The sequence below is a fragment of the Sulfurimonas sp. CVO genome (assembly GCF_009883775.1).
GTDB lineage: Bacteria > Campylobacterota > Campylobacteria > Campylobacterales > Sulfurimonadaceae > Sulfurimonas > Sulfurimonas xiamenensis.
On the sequence record NZ_CP033720.1, the window covers coordinates 1,367,689 to 1,386,876 of the forward strand.

General features: G+C 33.3%; 18 protein-coding genes. 11 read left to right on the forward strand and 7 right to left on the reverse strand.

Translation table 11 applies throughout. The features are described from left to right. Positions 1–13: 13 nt before the first annotated feature. From CVO_RS06875 to CVO_RS06885, 3 genes are read right to left on the reverse strand one after another with little or no spacing between them, the layout of a single operon-like run. Positions 14–457: a hypothetical protein gene (locus CVO_RS06875; RefSeq protein WP_159571109.1), complete on the reverse strand. Its 444-nt coding sequence runs from the start codon at positions 455–457 to the stop codon at positions 14–16. A 43-nt stretch (positions 458–500) separates the two neighbouring features. Then, positions 501–1,220, reverse strand: a complete 720-nt coding sequence (truC, locus tag CVO_RS06880; protein ID WP_152298925.1) for a tRNA pseudouridine(65) synthase TruC — start codon at positions 1,218–1,220, stop codon at positions 501–503. Positions 1,221–1,223: 3 nt separating this feature from the next. After that, on the reverse strand, positions 1,224–2,525 hold the full coding sequence (locus CVO_RS06885) for a DEAD/DEAH box helicase (protein WP_159571112.1): 1,302 nt from the start codon (positions 2,523–2,525) through the stop codon (positions 1,224–1,226). 213 nt (positions 2,526–2,738) lie between these two features. Here CVO_RS06885 and CVO_RS06890 point away from each other — a divergent pair, with 213 nt between their 5' ends. Beyond that, positions 2,739–3,254, forward strand: coding sequence for a DUF2062 domain-containing protein (locus CVO_RS06890; RefSeq protein WP_349636689.1), 516 nt, complete (start codon positions 2,739–2,741; stop codon positions 3,252–3,254). On the opposite strand, the gene lgt is transcribed toward CVO_RS06890, so the two are convergent. The 4 genes from lgt to CVO_RS06910 all read right to left on the reverse strand — a co-directional run bounded on the left by lgt (position 3,251) and on the right by CVO_RS06910 (position 8,480). Then, on the reverse strand, positions 3,251–4,069 hold the full coding sequence (lgt, locus tag CVO_RS06895) for a prolipoprotein diacylglyceryl transferase (protein WP_159571115.1): 819 nt from the start codon (positions 4,067–4,069) through the stop codon (positions 3,251–3,253). The genes CVO_RS06890 and lgt overlap by 4 nt on opposite strands. Before the next feature lie 7 nt (positions 4,070–4,076). Beyond that, positions 4,077–5,360: a (Fe-S)-binding protein gene (locus CVO_RS06900; protein ID WP_159571118.1), complete on the reverse strand. Its 1,284-nt coding sequence runs from the start codon at positions 5,358–5,360 to the stop codon at positions 4,077–4,079. A gap of 2 nt (positions 5,361–5,362) precedes the next feature. Beyond that, complete coding sequence (hemN, locus tag CVO_RS06905) at positions 5,363–6,730, reverse strand: oxygen-independent coproporphyrinogen III oxidase (RefSeq protein ID WP_159571121.1); 1,368 nt, start codon at positions 6,728–6,730, stop codon at positions 5,363–5,365. Positions 6,731–6,794: 64 nt separating this feature from the next. After that, positions 6,795–8,480 carry an ABC transporter ATP-binding protein gene (locus tag CVO_RS06910; RefSeq protein WP_159572193.1) on the reverse strand — a complete coding sequence of 562 codons (1,686 nt, stop codon included), beginning with the start codon at positions 8,478–8,480 and terminating at the stop codon, positions 6,795–6,797. A 123-nt stretch (positions 8,481–8,603) separates the two neighbouring features. Here CVO_RS06910 and waaC point away from each other — a divergent pair, with 123 nt between their 5' ends. The 10 genes from waaC (at position 8,604) to CVO_RS06960 (ending at position 19,187) form a co-directional block, all read left to right on the forward strand. After that, entirely contained in the window at positions 8,604–9,587 is a 984-nt protein-coding gene (gene waaC / locus CVO_RS06915; protein ID WP_159571124.1) for a lipopolysaccharide heptosyltransferase I, read from the forward strand. Then, positions 9,577–9,936, forward strand: a complete 360-nt coding sequence (locus CVO_RS06920) for a diacylglycerol kinase (RefSeq protein WP_152298917.1) — start codon at positions 9,577–9,579, stop codon at positions 9,934–9,936. The genes waaC and CVO_RS06920 overlap by 11 nt, the downstream gene beginning before the upstream one ends. Continuing rightward, on the forward strand, positions 9,924–11,846 hold the full coding sequence (locus CVO_RS06925; RefSeq protein ID WP_159571127.1) for an LTA synthase family protein: 1,923 nt from the start codon (positions 9,924–9,926) through the stop codon (positions 11,844–11,846). Before CVO_RS06920 ends, CVO_RS06925 begins: the two co-directional genes overlap by 13 nt. 127 nt (positions 11,847–11,973) lie before the next feature. Next, positions 11,974–13,068 carry a glycosyltransferase gene (locus tag CVO_RS06930; RefSeq protein WP_159571129.1) on the forward strand — a complete coding sequence of 365 codons (1,095 nt, stop codon included), beginning with the start codon at positions 11,974–11,976 and terminating at the stop codon, positions 13,066–13,068. Continuing rightward, positions 13,065–14,270: an O-antigen ligase family protein gene (locus CVO_RS06935; protein ID WP_159571131.1), complete on the forward strand. Its 1,206-nt coding sequence runs from the start codon at positions 13,065–13,067 to the stop codon at positions 14,268–14,270. The genes CVO_RS06930 and CVO_RS06935 overlap by 4 nt, the downstream gene beginning before the upstream one ends. Next, entirely contained in the window at positions 14,260–14,994 is a 735-nt protein-coding gene (locus CVO_RS06940) for a hypothetical protein (RefSeq protein ID WP_159571133.1), read from the forward strand. The genes CVO_RS06935 and CVO_RS06940 overlap by 11 nt, the downstream gene beginning before the upstream one ends. Continuing rightward, positions 14,987–15,730, forward strand: coding sequence for a glycosyltransferase family 2 protein (locus CVO_RS06945; RefSeq protein ID WP_159571135.1), 744 nt, complete (start codon positions 14,987–14,989; stop codon positions 15,728–15,730). The genes CVO_RS06940 and CVO_RS06945 overlap by 8 nt, the downstream gene beginning before the upstream one ends. Beyond that, positions 15,718–16,749: a glycosyltransferase family 4 protein gene (locus CVO_RS06950; protein ID WP_159571137.1), complete on the forward strand. Its 1,032-nt coding sequence runs from the start codon at positions 15,718–15,720 to the stop codon at positions 16,747–16,749. Before CVO_RS06945 ends, CVO_RS06950 begins: the two co-directional genes overlap by 13 nt. Position 16,750: 1 nt before the next feature. Then, positions 16,751–17,863, forward strand: coding sequence for a glycosyltransferase family 4 protein (locus CVO_RS06955; RefSeq protein ID WP_159571139.1), 1,113 nt, complete (start codon positions 16,751–16,753; stop codon positions 17,861–17,863). Between the two features lie 64 nt (positions 17,864–17,927). Then, complete coding sequence (locus CVO_RS06960; RefSeq protein WP_159571141.1) at positions 17,928–19,187, forward strand: glycosyl hydrolase; 1,260 nt, start codon at positions 17,928–17,930, stop codon at positions 19,185–19,187. The last annotated feature ends 1 nt before the right edge of the window (position 19,188 follow it).

Genomic DNA, 19,188 nt, shown 5'->3' on the forward strand with positions numbered 1-19,188 from the left:
GTCCGCAAAATAGTTACGCGCTAAACATCATTTTTGCAAGTATAATGATAAAAAATCCTAAAAATAAAACAACTTTATGAAAATGCTCTTGCATAAAAAGAGACTTTTTGCGCTTTGTTATTTTAGTAAAAATATTAAAAAGTACTCCTAAAACAATTATCGACGCCAAAGTTATTTTAATAACAAGCATTTTTTGCAAATCAGTTTCAAAAAAACCTGCATTTGTATTGATGTATTTTGACATCATAACACCTCCTGTTAAAACTATAAATAGAAGTGAAATAGGAAAAATTTTAAAACTTTTTGCTCCCAATATTTGATTTATTTTCTCATCCGTCTCTTTACCAAACTTATTTTTAAGTGCTGAAATCATTATAAAATCGGTAAAAACATACCCTAAAAACATAATCGCTAAAATCAAATGTATGATATGTGCGTATGGATAAATTGCATCCATCTCAACTCCTCTGTATTATTTAATTGTGATTATACAAAATTTATTATATTTGCCAACCAAACGAGCTACATAAAGTTTTAAATGCATCGTCTAACGGAGCTTGAATAATAAGCACTTCATTTGTATAAGGGTGTCTGATTTGAAGTTCATTAGCATGCAGAAGCATTCTATGGCAATCAAACTCTTGGCGTATAAACTTATTATGTTCGCCTCTTCCATACTTTGTATCGCCTAAAATATGGTGTGATATATGCTTCATGTGGCGGCGAAGCTGATGTTTTCGGCCCGTTAGCGGTTTTAATTTTACCAGTGAGTAGCGGGTTTTATCATACTTTCCGACTGGATAAGAAAGTTCTACTGTTGCAATTCTTTCATACTCAGTCGCTGCATCTTGCGCCTCTTTTGTTACAGAACTATTATCTTTATCTGCAATTTTATCAAGCTTTACACTAAGAGGATGCTCTATAAAGCCACTCTCATCAGTATAACCTCTAACTATAGCAATATAGCTTTTTTTACTCTCTTTTGTGCGAAACTGCTCACCCATAATTTTTGCACTCTCTTTATCCAGAGCAAAAAGTAAAACTCCAGAAGTCGGCTTATCCAAACGATGAATCGGATAAACAAATTGACCTATTTGATCACGAAGCATCTGCACAGCAAATAGAGTTTCATGCCTGTCAATAGGGGAACGATGAACTAAAAGTCCTGAGGGCTTGTTAATAGCTATTAAAAATTCATCTCTATATAAAATTTCTAACAAATTCTATCTGTCTCGTTTTGTTGTTTTTCTTTTTTTTGTTGTAACAGGTTTTTTGTAGGTTGCGCTTTTTTGAGCTTTTTCTGGTTTTTTATAAGGCTTTTTTGATCTCTTTTGCTCTATTTTTTTATGTTCACTCTTTAGTTTTATCTCATCTTGATCTTTTCTTCTTATAGTAGGATCAGGTTCAAACCCTTCAACTGTTTCCTGAGGGATTTTAATCCCTATAAGTCTCTCTATCTCTTTTATGTCATACTTTTCATAAATATCGATTAAGGAGATGGCTTCTCCCTCTCTTCCGGCACGGCCGGTTCGCCCTACCCTATGAACATAATCTTCAGGAATTGAAGGAAGCTCATAGTTTATAACAAAAGGCAGCTCCTCTATATCCAAACCTCTAGAAGCAATATCAGTTGCAACAAGAACCCTGATTTTTCCCTCTTTAAATTCGCTCAGCGTTTTTAGTCTGTTGGCTTGCGTTTTATCTCCATGAATAACTCCGCATTTAAGCCCATCTTTCTTAAGTTCTACAACAAGCTCATCTGCACTTGCTTTTGTTCTAGTAAAAACTAAAACCTGTCTAAAATTTCTTGAACCAATAATATAAGCTAAAAGCGATGCTTTTTTATCTGTATCAACTAAATATGCTACCTGATTTATCGTATCAACTGTTGAATTTTTCTTTGAAGCCTCTATAAATGCAGGTTTTGTAAGGATTAATTTTGAAAGTTTTCTCACTTTATCGCTATATGTTGCTGAAAAAAGAAGCGTTTGATGTCTTTTTGGCAAAAGCGGATAGATGGTTTTTATCTCTTTTACAAAGCCCATATCCAACATTCTATCAGCTTCATCTAGGACAAAAATTTCTACATGTGAGATATCAAGCCCTTTTCCTACATGTTCAATTATTCTGCCTGGAGTTGCAATTATAATATCAACTCCATCTTTTAATAGTCTCTGCTGTGTTTCAAGATCTTTTCCTCCGACTAATACGGCAATATTTAAGGTCATATTTTTTGCATATTTTTGCAAGTCGTCATATATCTGCAAAGAGAGCTCTCTTGTCGGAGAGAGTATAATCCCTCTTAGCACTCTGTTTTGATCTGCAGATGTTTTTCTAAGTCTTTGCAGCATAGGAAGTCCAAATGCAGCAGTTTTGCCAGTTCCTGTTTGAGCTGTTGCAAAAACATCGCTCTTTGCCAAGACTAACGGAATTGCTCTTGTTTGTATAACTGTAGGTTTTTCATATCCCAAATCTTTTATAGCATTAAGAAGAGGTTTTATAACTCCTAATTTTTCAAATGACATTATTTACCCACTTTATATTTTTATAATGAAATTTTATCATAATATCTGGCATTACGCATTGCAACAGCAAAACCTACTTCAACAGCAGAATCAAATATCTCTTATATTACTTGAGCTAAACAAGCTTCGTAACTTTATTATATTAAAATTATATATTACTAGAAATATAAGCTTTGTATAGATATAATCCCCGCATATTTAACAATGGTATAAATGATGATTAGAAAAACATTTAAAAACATAAGTGCGAGTGAAAAATTAAAAACTCTTATTCAAAAATATAAAATACCGACAGATTACTTATCAGCAAATAGAAGGATGGTATCAAGAGCAGTTTTTATAGGATTTTTTATTGCTTTTATACCAATGCCTATGCAGATGTTGGCAGTTGTGGCATTTATACCATTTTTAAAATTCAATGTACCGATTGCGCTTGCCATATGCTGGCTCAGCAACCCTTTTACCATGCCTGCAATGTACTATATGGAGTATTTAACAGGAAGTTTTTTCTTGGGAATGGAGATGACATCCGTTGAGATGAATATAGAGTGGTTTAGCAAAAATATCGGCAATATCTTTATACCGCTCTATGTCGGAACAGCTTTTTACTCCATAACCGTCTCCTCTTTAGCTTATTATCTTGTAAATCATTTATGGAGAAGTTCTGTTAAAAAAGATAAAGATTTGCGAAAAAATGAAAAAGACAAAAGCAAAAACAAAGATATTTAAATTTTTATATTTCTCTTTTTAAAATAAAACCATGCTGCTACACCTAAAAAGCTCATAGCCAAACTCATAACCTGTCCTTGTGTTACAGCATCACAACATACATATCCTATCTGAATATCGGGTGCTCGCCAAATCTCCGCAATTGCGCGGAAAAGTCCATAACTTATTGCATATACCAAAACCAATTCTCCGCTGAATTTTTGATATTTTTTATAGATATAGACAACTATAAAAACACCAATACCTTCCAAAACAGCTTCATAAAGCTGTGATGGATGACGAAGCACACCATCTACCAAAATCCCCCATGGTACATCTGTTTCCCGTCCGATAAGCTCTTGGTTTAAAAAGTTTCCTATCCGTCCAAAGACAAAAGCCAAAGGAACACTGATGGCCACCAAATCCATTATTTTGCCAAAAGCAATCTTATGCTTTCTAGAGTAAAGATAGCTACTTATAAGAAAACCCAAAACAGCGCCGTGGTAGCTCATCCCCCGGATTCCCACAAATTCGCCATTAACAAAAGGATTAAATATCTGCCACGGATGCGAAAGATAGTAAATCGTCTGTGTGTCATAAAAGAGTATATAACCGAGTCTGGCACCCAAAATAACGCCGATCTCCACATAGATAAAATAGAGGTCTATCCCTTTGGCGCCAAAATCAAGATTATCTTTTTTAATAAAATATTTTCCGATATAAAGAGCGCTTAGAAGTGCCAAAACATACATGATTCCATACCAATGAACCGGCAGTGAAAAGATATGAAAAGCTACTGGATCAAATGTTTTATATATGTTATTCCATGATGACATAAAAAGTTTAGTCTTTCAAGGCTTCGGCGATAAGCTCAATAGGATTTTTAAATACAGTTTTTGCGTCTACATAGTTCATTGATGCATTAATTTGCATTCTGCAGGCACTGCACTCTGCGCTTACCACATCTGCATTTGTTTTTTTAATCATATCTGCTTTTGGAATTCCTGCCGCTTTTGCAAAATGATACTTCTCACTCTGCATAGTCACCCCGCCAAATCCGCAGCATGTATTTGGATCACTCATCTCAACAATATTGTAATTTTTGCTGATAAGATTTCTTGGCTCTTGATGAATGCCTTGCATTTTTTTGGCATGGCACGGATCGTGATATGTAACTATCTTTGAATCTTTTTTCTTAGACTCTAAAAGTTCATTAAGATGTGTATGTTTCTCAAGCCACTCTGTTGCCATAAAAATTTTATCTTTTAACGCAACAGCTCTTGCTTTCCACTCAGGCTGATCATGAAAATAGTGCTCATAATCTATCTTTAACATAGCGCTGCATGTAGCCTCTGGAACTATAATTGCTTCTACATCCTTTGAAAAACTCTCAAAATACTCTATATTAAACTTTGCATTATAATCAACCGTATCAAAATCGCCTGTAAAATAGGCAGGCGCGGAGCAGCACTTCTGATCTTTTGCCAAAAAAGCGTCAATCTCAAGTGCTTTTAATATCTCTAAAAGAGAATTTCCTACATCTACATAGTTGTAATTTCCCAGACAACCTATAAAAATAGCAACTTTTCTCTTCCCTCCATTGTTTATATTTTCCGGGTGAGAATTTAAAAATGATGTTTTTCTAAGGCTTGGAAGGAGTCTGTCTACTTTTAACATCGGCAGATTAAAGCGTGAACTCATTGAGTCAATATCTGCTTGAATTTTAAATCCGCATGTCTGAAATGCCCAGCCAAGTTTAAAAGCCAAGTCATTTAGCCAACGGTGGCGAAGAAGCAAGAAGAAAGCTTTTTTATACCATGCAATGCCAAATTTTTTGCCTATGTCTGCTCTAACCTGCTCTATCACCATATCCGTAGGAAGTGATTTTGGACAAACCTCAACACATGCAGTACATAAGAAGCAGCTCTCAAAGATAGCTTTGGCATTTTCATCAAGCTCTAAATTTCCCCTTTGATACGCTCCCAAAAGATCTAAAAAACCACGGGGAGAGGTAACCTCATCTGCATTTACACCATGAATAGTACAAACGGGTATACATTTTCCACACTTGATACAATCATCAGTAATAGAAGAAAAATTAAAAATCTCTTGCGCTGATTTGCCCATTGCTATACCGTTTTTGAGAATGTTTTTGCGTTAGCCGCATGCTTTTTCATATAAGCATCAAACGGCATCGCAATATTTCTAATAAGCAGAGTACCTGTCTGGCTGCACTCTATAAAATCATCGCTGATAGTTAAAAGTTCATCCTCCTCAAAAGGCTTAAGGGCTTCTATGGCATCAGCAAAATATTTCTTAAACTCAATGTTAAAGAGTTTTTCAAATCTTTTTATATCAAGCTTAAAGTTACTCATAAGCTCCATAATCACATATTGTCTAATCTGATCATCTTCATTGAGAACAATACCGCGTTCAAACGGAAGTTTTCCAGCATCAATTGATTCTTCATACTCTCTCATATCTTTAAAGTTTTGAGCATAATGAGCTACTCCTTCGCCGATGGAAGTAAGCCCTACCCCTATAAGATCAGCTCCGCCTTTTGTAGTATAGCCTTGAAAGTTTCTGTGAAGTTCACCTTTTTGTATAGCTTTAAAAAGTTCATCTTCAGGTTTGGCAAAGTGATCCATTCCAATCATTTTGTAACCGTTTGAAGTTAAAAAATCTATGGTGTACTGCAAAATTTTAAGTTTTTCATCCGGAAGAGGAAGCGTTGTCTCATCAATCTTACGCATAGTTTTTTTCATCCAAGGAACATGCGCGTAGTTAAATACTGCAAATCTGTCCGGATTGAGAGTAATAGCCAGTTCCAAAGTTTCTTTAAATGTTTCAAGCGACTGAAAAGGGAGTCCGTATATAAGGTCAACATTTACTGAAACCATATTGTATTTTCTTGCCAAATCCATAGCATTTTTTGTGGTATCGTAAGGTTGAATTCTGTGAATAGCAATCTGAACTTTTTCATTAAAATCCTGAATACCAAAACTTACACGATTAAAACCGTTTTCGCTTAGAACTCTCATCTGATCTTCATCAATATGACGCGGATCTATCTCGCAGCTGACTTCGGCATCTTTTACAAAATTTGGAAAAAAAGACTTAATCTCTTTTATCACCTCTTCAAGCTGCGCTGCACTGAAAAATGTCGGTGTACCGCCGCCAAAGTGCATCTGAATCACTTCTCTGTTGCAGTTTAAATGTTTTGAAAGAATCTTTAACTCTCTTTTTAAATAGTCCAAGTAACGAAGCATTTTATCTTCTTTGGAGGTAAAAACAACATTGCAGCCGCAAAAATAACATGCATTTTTGCAAAACGGTAGGTGGAAGTAAAGACTCAAAGGACGAGATGGATCTTGCTGTTCTAGTTTTTGTACATATTCATCATATCCAAAAGCGTCACTAAACTCCAAAGCTGTCGGATAACTTGTATAACGAGGCCCTGGTTTTGAGTACTTTGTAAATTTTGCGAAATCTAGCATATTAATAGTCCATTTTTTATAATTATGGCGATTATCTCTAAAAAGTGTTGAAAATCTGATTAATTTAATTTTTAAAAGTTCCGGCTAATCTTTGATAAACCTCAGAATGCTCCAAAAGTTCACTATGTTTTCCGCTTGCTACAATTTTACCTTTTTGCATTACCAATATCATGTCCGCATGCTCAATTGTACTGAGTCTGTGCGCAATTGTTATAGTGATTTTATCTTTTGTATATGCATCAAGAGCAGCATGTATTCTCTTCTCACTCTCATTATCCAGCGCTGATGTTGCTTCATCAAAAAGAATTAAAGAGGCATGTTTATATATTGCTCTTGCAATTGCGATTCTTTGTCTCTGTCCGCCTGATAAGTTTGAACCAAACTCTTCCATTTTAGTATCTATTCCATTTTCAAGAGAATTTACAAAGTCCCATGCATCCGCCAGTTTAAGTGCTTCTTTTACTCTATCTTCATCTACTTCTTGGCCATAAGCGACATTTGCCGCCAAAGTATCTTGAAATATATAAATTCTCTGAGTTACCAGTGAGATATGATGTTTAAGCGAATCCTGCGTAAACTCTTGTATATTTGTGCCATTTATCAAAACCTCGCCGCTATCTGGATCATAAAAACGCAGAAGCATATTTATAAATGTACTTTTTCCGCCTCCGCTGTCACCGACAAGCGCTATATTCTGCCCCTGTTTTATATCTATGTTTATAGTGTCTAGAGCGTAAAAATCATCATATTTTAGCTTTACATCTTTATACTCTATATGCGTGATATCATCTTCTAAAACTTTGTTTCCGTCAACAATCTTGTTTTTAGTATCCAGTACTTCAAAAACCCTCTCACTTGCAGCTATTGCATCTTGGATTTTTGAGTAAATTGTGCCTATGCGGCGGATGGGTTGAAAAACAAGTCCGACAGCGGTTAAAAATGCTGTAAACTCTCCAACACTCATATTACCGTTATAAACCTCTCTGCCGCCTACAAAAATAACCGCCGCAAGCCCCATAGCTCCAACAATCTCCATCATAGGGGAGACTATATCTCCAACATATATGGCTTTCATATTTATCTTAAAAAATTTCCAGTTCTCAATACTAAATCGATTTATCTCAAACTTTTGCGTAGCATTTGCTTTTATGATCTCAGCATTATTAAAAACTTCACTCAAACGCGAAACTACATCAGCGTTTTTTTCCTGAGAACGGCGAGAATATTTTTTTAATTTTTTAGCTATAAGAAGAAGCGGATAGATAATAAGCGGCATTAAAACCAAAGAGTAAAATGCAAGTAAGGGATTTAAATATATAACATAACCTACAAGCGCTACTACAGTCAAACTCTCACGAAATAGCTCCGGCAGCATATTTGAAACGAAATATCTTATGCGGTCTATATCGTTTGTAACCCTTGATATAAGCTCACCGCTGCGGTTGAGATACAAAAATGTCATATCTAGGTTTATAATCTTTTCTAAAAGTATCTCTCGAAGCCTTGTGATAATATGCTGACCGATATAGGCCATAAAAACTGATTGCATATATCTGCCGACTGACTTGAAAAAATATATGCCGACAAGCCCGAAAGGGATAAGATAAAGCATCTGCTCTTTTTTTTCTATAAACATCTCATCCATCAAAGGCTTCATAATATGAGCCGTCGCAGTAGTTGCACTCACTGTCAATAGTATGCCGATAAGAACTAAAAAATATTGTAATTTATACTCTTTTATAAATGGCATATATCGTTTTAAAACTTTTTTCAATAACTGTTCCGTTTAATATTTTTCAAAGAATTTTATCTAAAAAATCAAAATAAGTGCTAACTTATCTAATTTTCATCATCTTTTATGTAAAATCCAAAAATGAAAATTTGTATAGTAAAACTCTCCGCTATGGGAGATATCATCCATGCTATGGTAGCATTGCAATTTATAAAAAAAGTGCTGCCTCATTCGCAAATCGACTGGGTCGTCGAGAGTGCATTTTCAGATGTGCTAAAAAATAATCCGCATATAGATAACATCTTGCCAATCAATCTAAAATCTATCAAAAAGAAAAAAAGCACTATTTTTACTCAATACAAAATCTTAAAGAGCTACTCAAAAAACAATTATGACATCGTTATAGATGCGCAGGGACTTCTAAAATCTGCAATAACTGCTAAAATAATAGGCGCAAAAACAATAGCAGGATTTGACAAAAGTTCTATCAGAGAGGGTATTGCTTCTTATTTTTACGATAAAAAAGTTAATATTGCCTATGAAGCAAATACTATAGACAGAAATGTCGCCGTAATTTGCGAACCGCTTGGCGTAAAAGTATCAAGTAATGATATTTTAGAAAAAGAGAAATTTTTGTACTCATGTTCACATGTAAAAAATCTGCCAAAAAAATTTAATGTATTTGTCATAGGCTCAACTTGGGAGAGTAGAAACTATCCAAAAGAGAAGTTTGTAGAGATCGCAGAAGCATTAAAAACAGACACTTTTATAGTGTGGGGAAGTGAAGATGAGCACAAAAAAGCACTATGGATGCAAGAGCAGTCTGAATTTTTACATCTGCTGCCCCGCGGCTCATTGGATGAACTAAAAGATGTTATCTCCAAATGTTCTCTGCTTATAGGAAACGATACGGGACCTACTCACATGGCATGGGGGCTCAATGTTGCATCTATAACTATTTTTGGTCCGACTCCCACAAATCGCGTGTATGTAACTCCGATTAACAGAGTTGTAAAATCCAAAAGTATTGTAAATCATTATAAACTAAACAAAAACGATTTCTCTATTTGCGATATAGAAGCGGATGAAATTATACGAATTGCAAGGGAACTGCGTGAACAATAAACCAAAATATCATATTTTCAAAAATACAAAATATGCATTAGATGGTCTTTTACATGCTCTAAAAACAGAATCCTCTTTTAGATTGGAACTTTTTTTAGCTCCTTTTATCATTCTAGCAATAATTTTAATAGATTTTGAGTTATGGCAAAAAAGTATTCTGCTTTTTAGTGCATTTTTGATTCTAATAGTGGAGCTCATAAATAGCGCTGTAGAAAACTGTGTTGACCTAATAACAAAAGAGTTTCATCCACTTGCAAAAAGCGCAAAGGACATAGCTGCAACTGCTGTAATGTTTAGTATAATCTTACATATTATTTTTTGGATGGTATTTTTATTTTGCATTCTTTAATAACAAATAAAATTAAAAATGCTGTGACACTTTTTATTGCATCATTAGCAACGCTTACTCTACTTAGAGTATTGCTCTATTTTTTTTATTTTAACAAATTTGAATCTTTAACATTTTATGAAACAGTTGCATCATTTTTTATGGGTGCAAGAGTAGATATCGCGGTAATAGGTATTTTTTTAGGATGGCTTTTATTAATATACTTTTTACCATTTAGATTTACATATGATAAAAAATTCCAAAAATATATCTATATCGTCTGGTATATACTCCTGAGTGTAATTGTCTTAATTCAATTATCCGGCATCGTCTATTTTGAGTATGTTTCACGACATATGGCAAGCGAAATAACTGCTATGCAAAACGACATGCATGTTGTTTTAGACATGGCTATACAAAACTATCACGAGGTCTTTATTTTTTTTATTTTTGAAATTCTGCTCTTTTTTGCCCTTAAAAGAGCATTGACTTTTAAAAATGAGATTGTTCACTTGTCTCTAAAAAAGGATTCATTGACATTGCTAATTGTTGCACTTCTTATTTTTTTGGGAATAAGAAGCAATATCTCTGGCAAACCGCTTGGGCTCTCAGATGCTTTTGTGTCAAATAACTCTCAATCAGGAAATTTAGCCATAAGCACTCCTTTTTCGATTGTAAAAACAATTTCCCAAAAGCATAAAAACTATACATTTTACTCACAAGAAAAAGCACTTGAAAACAGTATAAATGCACTTAAATCTAGTGAATTTACATTTAAAAATAAAAATTTTGCACTTTTAAGAGAATCCACAAATAAAATTAAAAAAAATCACAATGTTGTTATTATCATGCTTGAGAGCTGGAGCGCAAAATATATAGATAGTTTTTCAGGTACAAATTTTGAAGTAACTAAAAATTTTGATGCATTGGCAAAAGAGGGATTGATGTTTACAAACTTTTTTGCCAATGGCCAAAGAAGTATAGATGGTATAACTGCACTCCTAACAGGTATTTGCGTTATGCCTGGATTTGAGTACTTAGGGCATGGCTTAGAGCTTAGCGATATTTCATATCTCCCCGAAATTGCCAAAAAAAACGGATACACAAGCTTAGCCATGCAGAGCTCAAAAAGAGAATCTTTTCGTATAGACTCTATAGCAAAGCTTAGCGGATTTGACAACTATTTCGGCGCCGAGGATATGGAGAAGCTAGGACTTGAGCAAAGTGGAGCAGACCCAAGATTCGGCACATGGGATAATAATATGCTAAATTTTTATCATAAAAAAATAAATGAGTTAAGAGAGCCTTTTTTGTCGTTTGCTTTTACATCTTCAACACATGTTCCTTTTGTAAGCCCAGGCAAGAGATGGGAAAAATATCCACATAATGAGAACAATATATATGGCTTTTTAAATACACTTAACTATAGCGATGAGGTTCTTGGTGATTTTATGAAAAAAGCAAAACAAGAGCCTTGGTTTGACAACACTATCTTTATATTTTTAGCTGATCATACATTAGGTTTCGGGGATGATACAAACATGACGCAAGGCTTAAATTTAAATATACAAAATAGGGAATTAGAGAACTTGAGAATACCTCTGCTAGTTTATGCACCAAAAATATTTCCAAAGCCTCAAGTTATAACAAAACTATCATCACAGGCGGACATACTACCGACTCTTACGCATTTTTTAGGATGGAGCGGAGAAATCGCAACAATATCTAACTCTATTTTTAGTACATCAAATAGTGAATTTGTCCTTTTTTCATATGGGAATATACTCGGTTATAAAAATAATAATGGTTTTTTAAAACACACTTTAGAAAAAGAGCTTGAGAGCAATATAAGCACAAATGATAGAGAAAAAGTACTCTCTTTGTACCAAACTTTTTCATATTTGTACAAAAACAACAAACTCTCAAGGTAGCTGTTTTAAATACACATACAGCATCTTTTAAAACCAGAATTTATAAAACTAAAAAAAAGTGTTCGATGTTTATAAATAATATTTGGATAAAATTGCAAGATACTATAGCAAGGAAATAATTTTACATATGAATCTGCTCGTACTAACATCAACAAAAGGCTCTTATAACAGTATAAGACCAGAAGCTGAGATCTATATCTCTCTTTTAAAATTTGGTTACAACATAACAATAATGACGCAACAAAACAGTGAGTATGCTTCAAGATTTAGAGAGCATGGCATAAAAATCATCGATGAACATTACAAAAAAAAGATTTCGCCTAATACCATTAAAAAAATTAGAAGTGTTATAAAAAAAGAAAATATTGATATCGTTTATGCAGCAAATTCAAAATCGATTTCAAATGCAGTTATCGCCTGCATTGGCACAAAAGTAAAACTTGTAACATACAGAGGCACGACCGGCGGGCTTTACCGTCATGATCCAAGCGCCTACCTCAATGCTCTAAATCCAAGAGTCAACGGTGTTATTTGTGTCTCTGAGGCAGTAACAAAACATGTAAGAAAACAGATTTTTTCTAAGTCAAAAAAAGTTGAAACTATCTATAAAGGACACGATACTTCTTGGTACGATACAACTCCCGTAAATTTAGAACCCTTTGGCACAAATAACCAAAATTTCAATATTGCTTTCGTTGCAAATGTAAGACCACATAAAGGACTTATCTATCTGCTTAAAGCCGCTCATAAATTGGCAAAATATAAAGATATACATATTATTTTAATCGGTGAAAACATATCACAGGAGCCTTACATCTCTGAGATAAAAAAAAGCGGCATGCAAGAGAAAATCCATCTCATCGGATTTAGAAACGATGCCCCTCAAATCATTGCTTCTTGCAGTGTGTTGGTTCAAGCATCAACTAGAAAAGAGGGGCTGCCAAGAGTGATTCTTGAATCATTGGCAGGTAAAACACCGGTTATCGCTTCTGCAATTGAGGGAAATGCAGAAATCATAGAGGATGGATTTAACGGTTTTATAGTGCCCATAAAAGATGCAGACGCTATTGCAGAAAAAATTATACAACTTTATAATACACCCGAAAGACTAAAGGAGTTTTCAAATAACTGCGCATATACCATTGAAAATAAGATGTCACATAGAACTACAACAGAGAAATACAATAATTTTTTCAACGCACTTATCAAAGACAAAAAATGAATAAATTAAAAAATATTACATTAAATGAATATATCAATTATCTCTTTGTTTTGTATGCATTTTTATTGCCGATTTCTAGAGCTGGAATATCTATATTAACAATATCGCTATTTATTCTATGGCTTTTTACAAAAGACTTTAAAAGTAAAATAGAGTTTATAAAATCAAACAAAGTTATCTTATATTTTCTTGCTTTTATCGGCTTTAGCTTACTCTCGCTTTTTTGGTCAAACGATGTAATCAGCGGCTTGGAGTATGTTAGAAAATATTGGTATTTTTTAGTTATTTTAGTTATTGCCACAACAATCCAAAAAAGGTTTGTTGAATACGGAATTTCCGCATTTTTAACAGGTTTATTTATAAGTGAAATACTCTCATACAGCATATTTTTTGAACTTATTCAGTGGAAAAATGTAAGCCCTAACGATCCCACTCCCTTTATGAATCATCTTCAATACTCTATGTTTTTGGCATTTGCGTCACTTTTGCTTTTAAACAGATTTTTTTATGAAAATAAAATGAAATGGAAAGTAATTTATTTTCTCTATTTTTTAATTATTACATCAAACCTGTTTTTAAATGGCGGAAGAACAGGTCAAGCCGCATTTGCAGTCTCTATTTTTGTAGTTGGTTTTTTAAATGTAAAAAATAAAATAATTGCTCTTTTAAGCATGTTTGCATTAGTTCTGTCTATTTTTTATACAGCTTATCATGTAAGTCCTGTTTTTAAAACAAAATTTGACACATCAATAAATGAGATACACAAAATATCCCAAGGATCATTTTGTACCTCTTTTGGCGCGAGACTGGGTTTATGGATAATAGGCGGAGAGATTTTTTTGCAAAATCCTATCATTGGTACCGGTGTTGTAAAAGATATGAATGATTTTGTAAAAATAGTAGAAGAGTCTTACCCAAATAAAGATTGCATCAAACATCTGCCAAGCTATCACAATTTTTATGTACAAACTGCAGTTCATCTTGGAATCATAGGACTGTTTTTATATCTTATGATTTTTTACAATCTCTTAAAACTAAAGATTCAAGATAGATACTATTTTACTTTAATGGTTATATTTGTAAGCGTCTACTCTGTTTCAAGTTTAGTAGAAAATATGTTTCATGAACAGTTTTCAGCCGCACTTCTTGCGCTCTTTAGTGGAATCTTTATAGCACAAAACAGGATAGAAAATGAAGTTTGAATCGATTCAAAGTAAATATATAGAGTTTTTAAAAAACATAAAAAGCCATTTTGACAGCGCAAGCAGCTCAATCCATAAAGCAAGAAACGAGATAAAAATCATTGACTTTAACGGTGAGAGTTTGGTTGTCAAATCTTTTAAGATTCCAAATATTATCAATAAAATTGTTTATACATTTTTTAGAGACTCTAAAGCGAAAAAATCATATCAAAACAGTCTGAAAATAATAGATTTTGTGCCTAAACCTATCGGATATATAGAGTTTTACAGATTTGGTCTGCTTAGTGAGAGCTACTTTGTAAGCGAAAATTTCAAATATGATTTTACCATTAGAGAGGTTCTAAAAGACAGCAATTTTCAAGAAAGAGAGTTTATCTTTAAAGAATTTGCAGCGTTTACTTTCAGGCTCCACGAAAATGGCATTTTACATCTTGATTTCTCTCCGGGAAATATTCTTATAAAAAAAGAGAACGGCGGCTATATATTTAAAATAGTAGACATAAACAGGATGCAGTTTAAAACCCTAGATCTAAACAGCAGACTTAAAAATTTCTCAATGCTGTGGGCAAAAAATGATGACTTGGCAATAATAATCAAAGAGTATGCAAAACTTGTCAAAAATGATGCAAATAGCTGCATTACAACTGCACTAAAATATTCTCAAGCACATAAAGATAAAAAAAATATGAAAAAAAGAGTAAGAGGTGTAAAAGTTGTTGATTAAAACAATATCATGCGTTATTATTGTAAAAAATGCAGCCGCAACAATAGAGCATACCTTAGAATCTCTAAAATCTTTTGAAGATGTGGTTTTATACGATAACGGCTCAACGGACAGCACTATTGAAATCGCAAAAAAATACTCAAATATAAATCTAATTCAAGGTAAATTTTCAGGCTTTGGTCCAACAAAAAACAGAGCTGCAACTTTTGCAAAAAATGAATGGATTCTTTCATTAGATGCGGATGAAACTGTATCAACATCCTTGATTGAAGAACTAAAACATCTTAAGCTAGATAATGCGAAAGAAGTTTTTATACTCAAGCGGGACAACTACTTTTTAGGAAAAGAAGTGAAACACAGCGGATGGGGAAGTGACTACCTAACAAGAATCTACAATAAAACCTACCACAATTTCAACCAAAATATAGTTCATGAATTTGTGGAACTCAAAAATGAGACAAAAAAAACCAAACTCAAAAGCAGTTTTAAACACAATGCTGTGCAAGATATAAATTCATTTCTATATAAAATAGCATCATATTCAGACCTAGCATCAAAAAATAAAAAAACTTGTTGCTTTTTAACAGTACTACTTAAAGCAAAATGGGCATTTTTTAAAACATATTTCTTGCAACTCGGTATTTTAGACGGCTGGAGAGGATTTTTCATCGCTTCAACCAACGCTTATAGTAAATTTTTTAGATACACAAAAAGGTATATAAATTGCAAAAAATAATCACTCATGCAAATTTTGCAAAAGGTTTTCGCGGCGGGGAGAGACAAACACAGCTTCTTATAGAGCAGCTCTCTCTTCATGGTTACAAACAAAAACTTTTAGTTAGAAAAAACTCTGAACTTACAAAAAGATGCAGAGATATAAAAAATTTAGAGATTATTGAGATATCCAAGCCATATATATTACACCTTAATAAAATAAAAAACAACTCCATCATACATGCACATGAGACAAAAGCACTTCAGTTTGCTTATTTTGCAAATATATTGAAAAAAACTCCATATATCGTAACACGAAGAGTTGACAATGCCCTGAAAACAAACTTTTTAAACACGCTAATGTACACAAATGCAAAAACATCTGTCGCACTCTCAAAGGCAATTGAAAAAGAGATATTGAGAGTTGCTCCAAAAGCAACTACAAAGATCATTCCAAGTGCATTTAGCGATATAACGGTTAATGAAACGAATGCACAAGAGATAAAAAAAAGATTTGACAAAAAATTTCTCATAGGTCATGTAGGTGCACTTGACGACAAACACAAAGGACAGTCAATCATTATCGACATAGCAAAAAAATTGCAGACATCACACCCAAATATTCACTTTTTGCTTGTTGGCGGCGGATGCGATGAAGAGCGCTTTAAAGAGATGGCAAAAGAGCTTACAAATATCACTTTTGAGGGTTTTGTAAACAATGTAAACGATTATATAAAAAGCTTTGATATGTTTGTTTTTCCATCGAGAAATGAGGGACTCGGATCTACTCTTCTTGATGTTATGAATATCGGAGCGCCTATTATCGCAAGCCGCGTAGGAGGCATTCCAGATATAATAGAAGATAATGAAAACGGACTGCTTTTTGATATAAACAATCCGGGCGAGCTTGAAAAACTTATCATAACTCTCTATACAGATAAAGAAAAAATGGATTTTTTAGTGTCAAACGCAAAAAAAACAGTTCAAATATATTCAGCTAAAAATATGGCTGAAACATACATAAAAATATATGAGGAATAAAATGACTAATATTAAATCTATTGCTATAGGTCTTAGAAATATCAATACAAAAAGCGGTTTAGGCAAAATAGTATATGAACAAATAAAATATTATCAAAATCAAGGCATTAGAGTAGATATTTATACGCACAAATGTGATGACATTATAAAGAAAAGCGGTGCTAAAATCTTTAAAATTTTCAAAATTCCTTTTATAAATGAATACTACAGAAGACTATTTTTTGCAAAAATTGTTCAAGTAAAAATAGCTAAAAAAAACTACGATTTAGTTATAGGGCATGGTGATCTAATAGAGCAAGATATCTTGTTTTTGCATAATTTAGTTGAAAAAGCCTATCTCTTAACACATAAAAAAAAGATGGAACCACTCAATGATTTAGCTAAATTTAGAGAGTTAATATTTAAATCACAAAAATTTAAACTATTGATAGCCAACTCTGCATTAATGAAAAATGAGTTAATTGAGTATTTCCATATTCCAAAAGATAAAATTAAAATCGTCTATCCCGGATACGATCCAAAACAATTTAATATTAACAATAAAAAAAGCATCAGAACTACTATGAGAAAAAATTTAAAAATAGATGAAGAAAGTGTTTTAGTAGGTTTTATTACTTCCGGTGATTTTAAAAAAAGAGCTTTATCTCTTTTTATAGAAGCAATAAATAAAATTGACAAAAATTTAGATTTTAAAATATTAATGATAGGAAAAGATAACAATATCGATAAATATATGCAAGAGATAAAAACATTTGGATTGGAAAGTAGATTTATCCTAAAAGATCCGATAGATAGCGTGGAGAAATATTTTTGTGCCGTAGATTTTACAGTTCATCCGGCTTATTTTGAAGAGTTTGGTATGGTAGTACAAGAGGCCATGGCTTGTGGCTTACCTGTTATAACATCTACATGCGTGGGAGCATCTGAAATAATACTAGATAAAACACTTGTAATGCAAGAGCCAAATGTTGAAGAGCTCTCCAACATGATAGAAAAACTTATATTAGATAAAAATCTTTATAATACATTGGTTAAAAATTCTTTGCTATCCGTTAAAAATACTACATGGAATGATTATATGAAAAAATGTGACACATATATCAATAGCATTTAAAAAACAAAATACTACAAACTAAAACAATCTGCTGTTTTATCTAAAAAAGGTTATAATTCGTCTTATGAAAAAACCGTATATTTGGGATAACTATTCCGATCAACCATATCCGCTTAAAGACAAAAACTACAAAAAAAAGATGCGAAAAAGCCAGATCGGCTCACTTTTAAAAACTCTTTTTATCTCTATTTTTGTACTGCCTGTATCACTTATTCTCACGCCCTTTGTCAAAAGAAAAAAGATAGACTCAAAAACCTTCTTTTGTATAGGTGTTGATTTTGAACGAAATCCAAAAGAGACTCTGGAGATGATAGAGGAGTTGGGAGTAGAGAGAATTCTGCTGCGCTTAAAACTTTGGGAGCTGGAAAAAGTCTCACTTTTAAAAGATTTTATACTCAAAAACAGAGATAAAAAAGTAACGCTTAAAATCCTCCAAGACAGAGAACATGTAGAAGATTTAACACTTTTACAAAGAGATTTGGAGAGAATCTTTACCACTTTTAATCAATATGTAGATATCTTTGAAATCGGTTCAACCATAAACAGAGCAAAATGGGGGTTTTTTAGTGTAGATGAGTATAATCTTTTTTATAAAACAGCGTATGATCTGAAAACCTCAAAATTTCCAAACATCAAACTCATTGGAAGCGGAGTCATAGATTTTGAATATCATTTTACAGCTCATACGCTTTTTAATCTCTGCAAATACCGCTTTGACGGCGTCTCTTCTCTTTTATATGTAGATAGACGCGGTGCACCTGAAAATATGCAGATGGGATTTACTCTTCAGGATAAAATCTCGCTTCTTAGCACAATGGTCTGGCTGAGTCCAAAAAGTGAACATAAGCTTCATATCACCGAGACAAACTGGCCCCTTAGCGGCACGGCTCCATATGCTCCGACAAGCGAATATGAGTGTGTGAGTGAAAATTTGTATGCAAACTATATGCTGCGCTACTATCTGCTTGCTTTTGCCTCACAACAGGTCGACTCCGTCTCATGGCATCAACTGATTGCTCCCGGATATGGACTTGTAGATAATAGGGAAGGCATTAAAAAACGCTCTGCTTTTAAAACATACAAGTTTATGGTTCAAAATCTCAAAAATGCACAGTTTTTAAGACTTGATATAAAACGAGACTACTATATCCTTCAATGTTTAGTTGATAACAAACTTCTTCAAATCCACTGGTCACTAAAGCCGACAACTTTAAAAAATAAGGAATTTTTTGCAGTATATACTCACGAAGGAGAACCGCTAAGAGATGAAATACTTAGCATTGGTTCATCACCACTCTATATTTACATAAAAGACGCGCTATAAT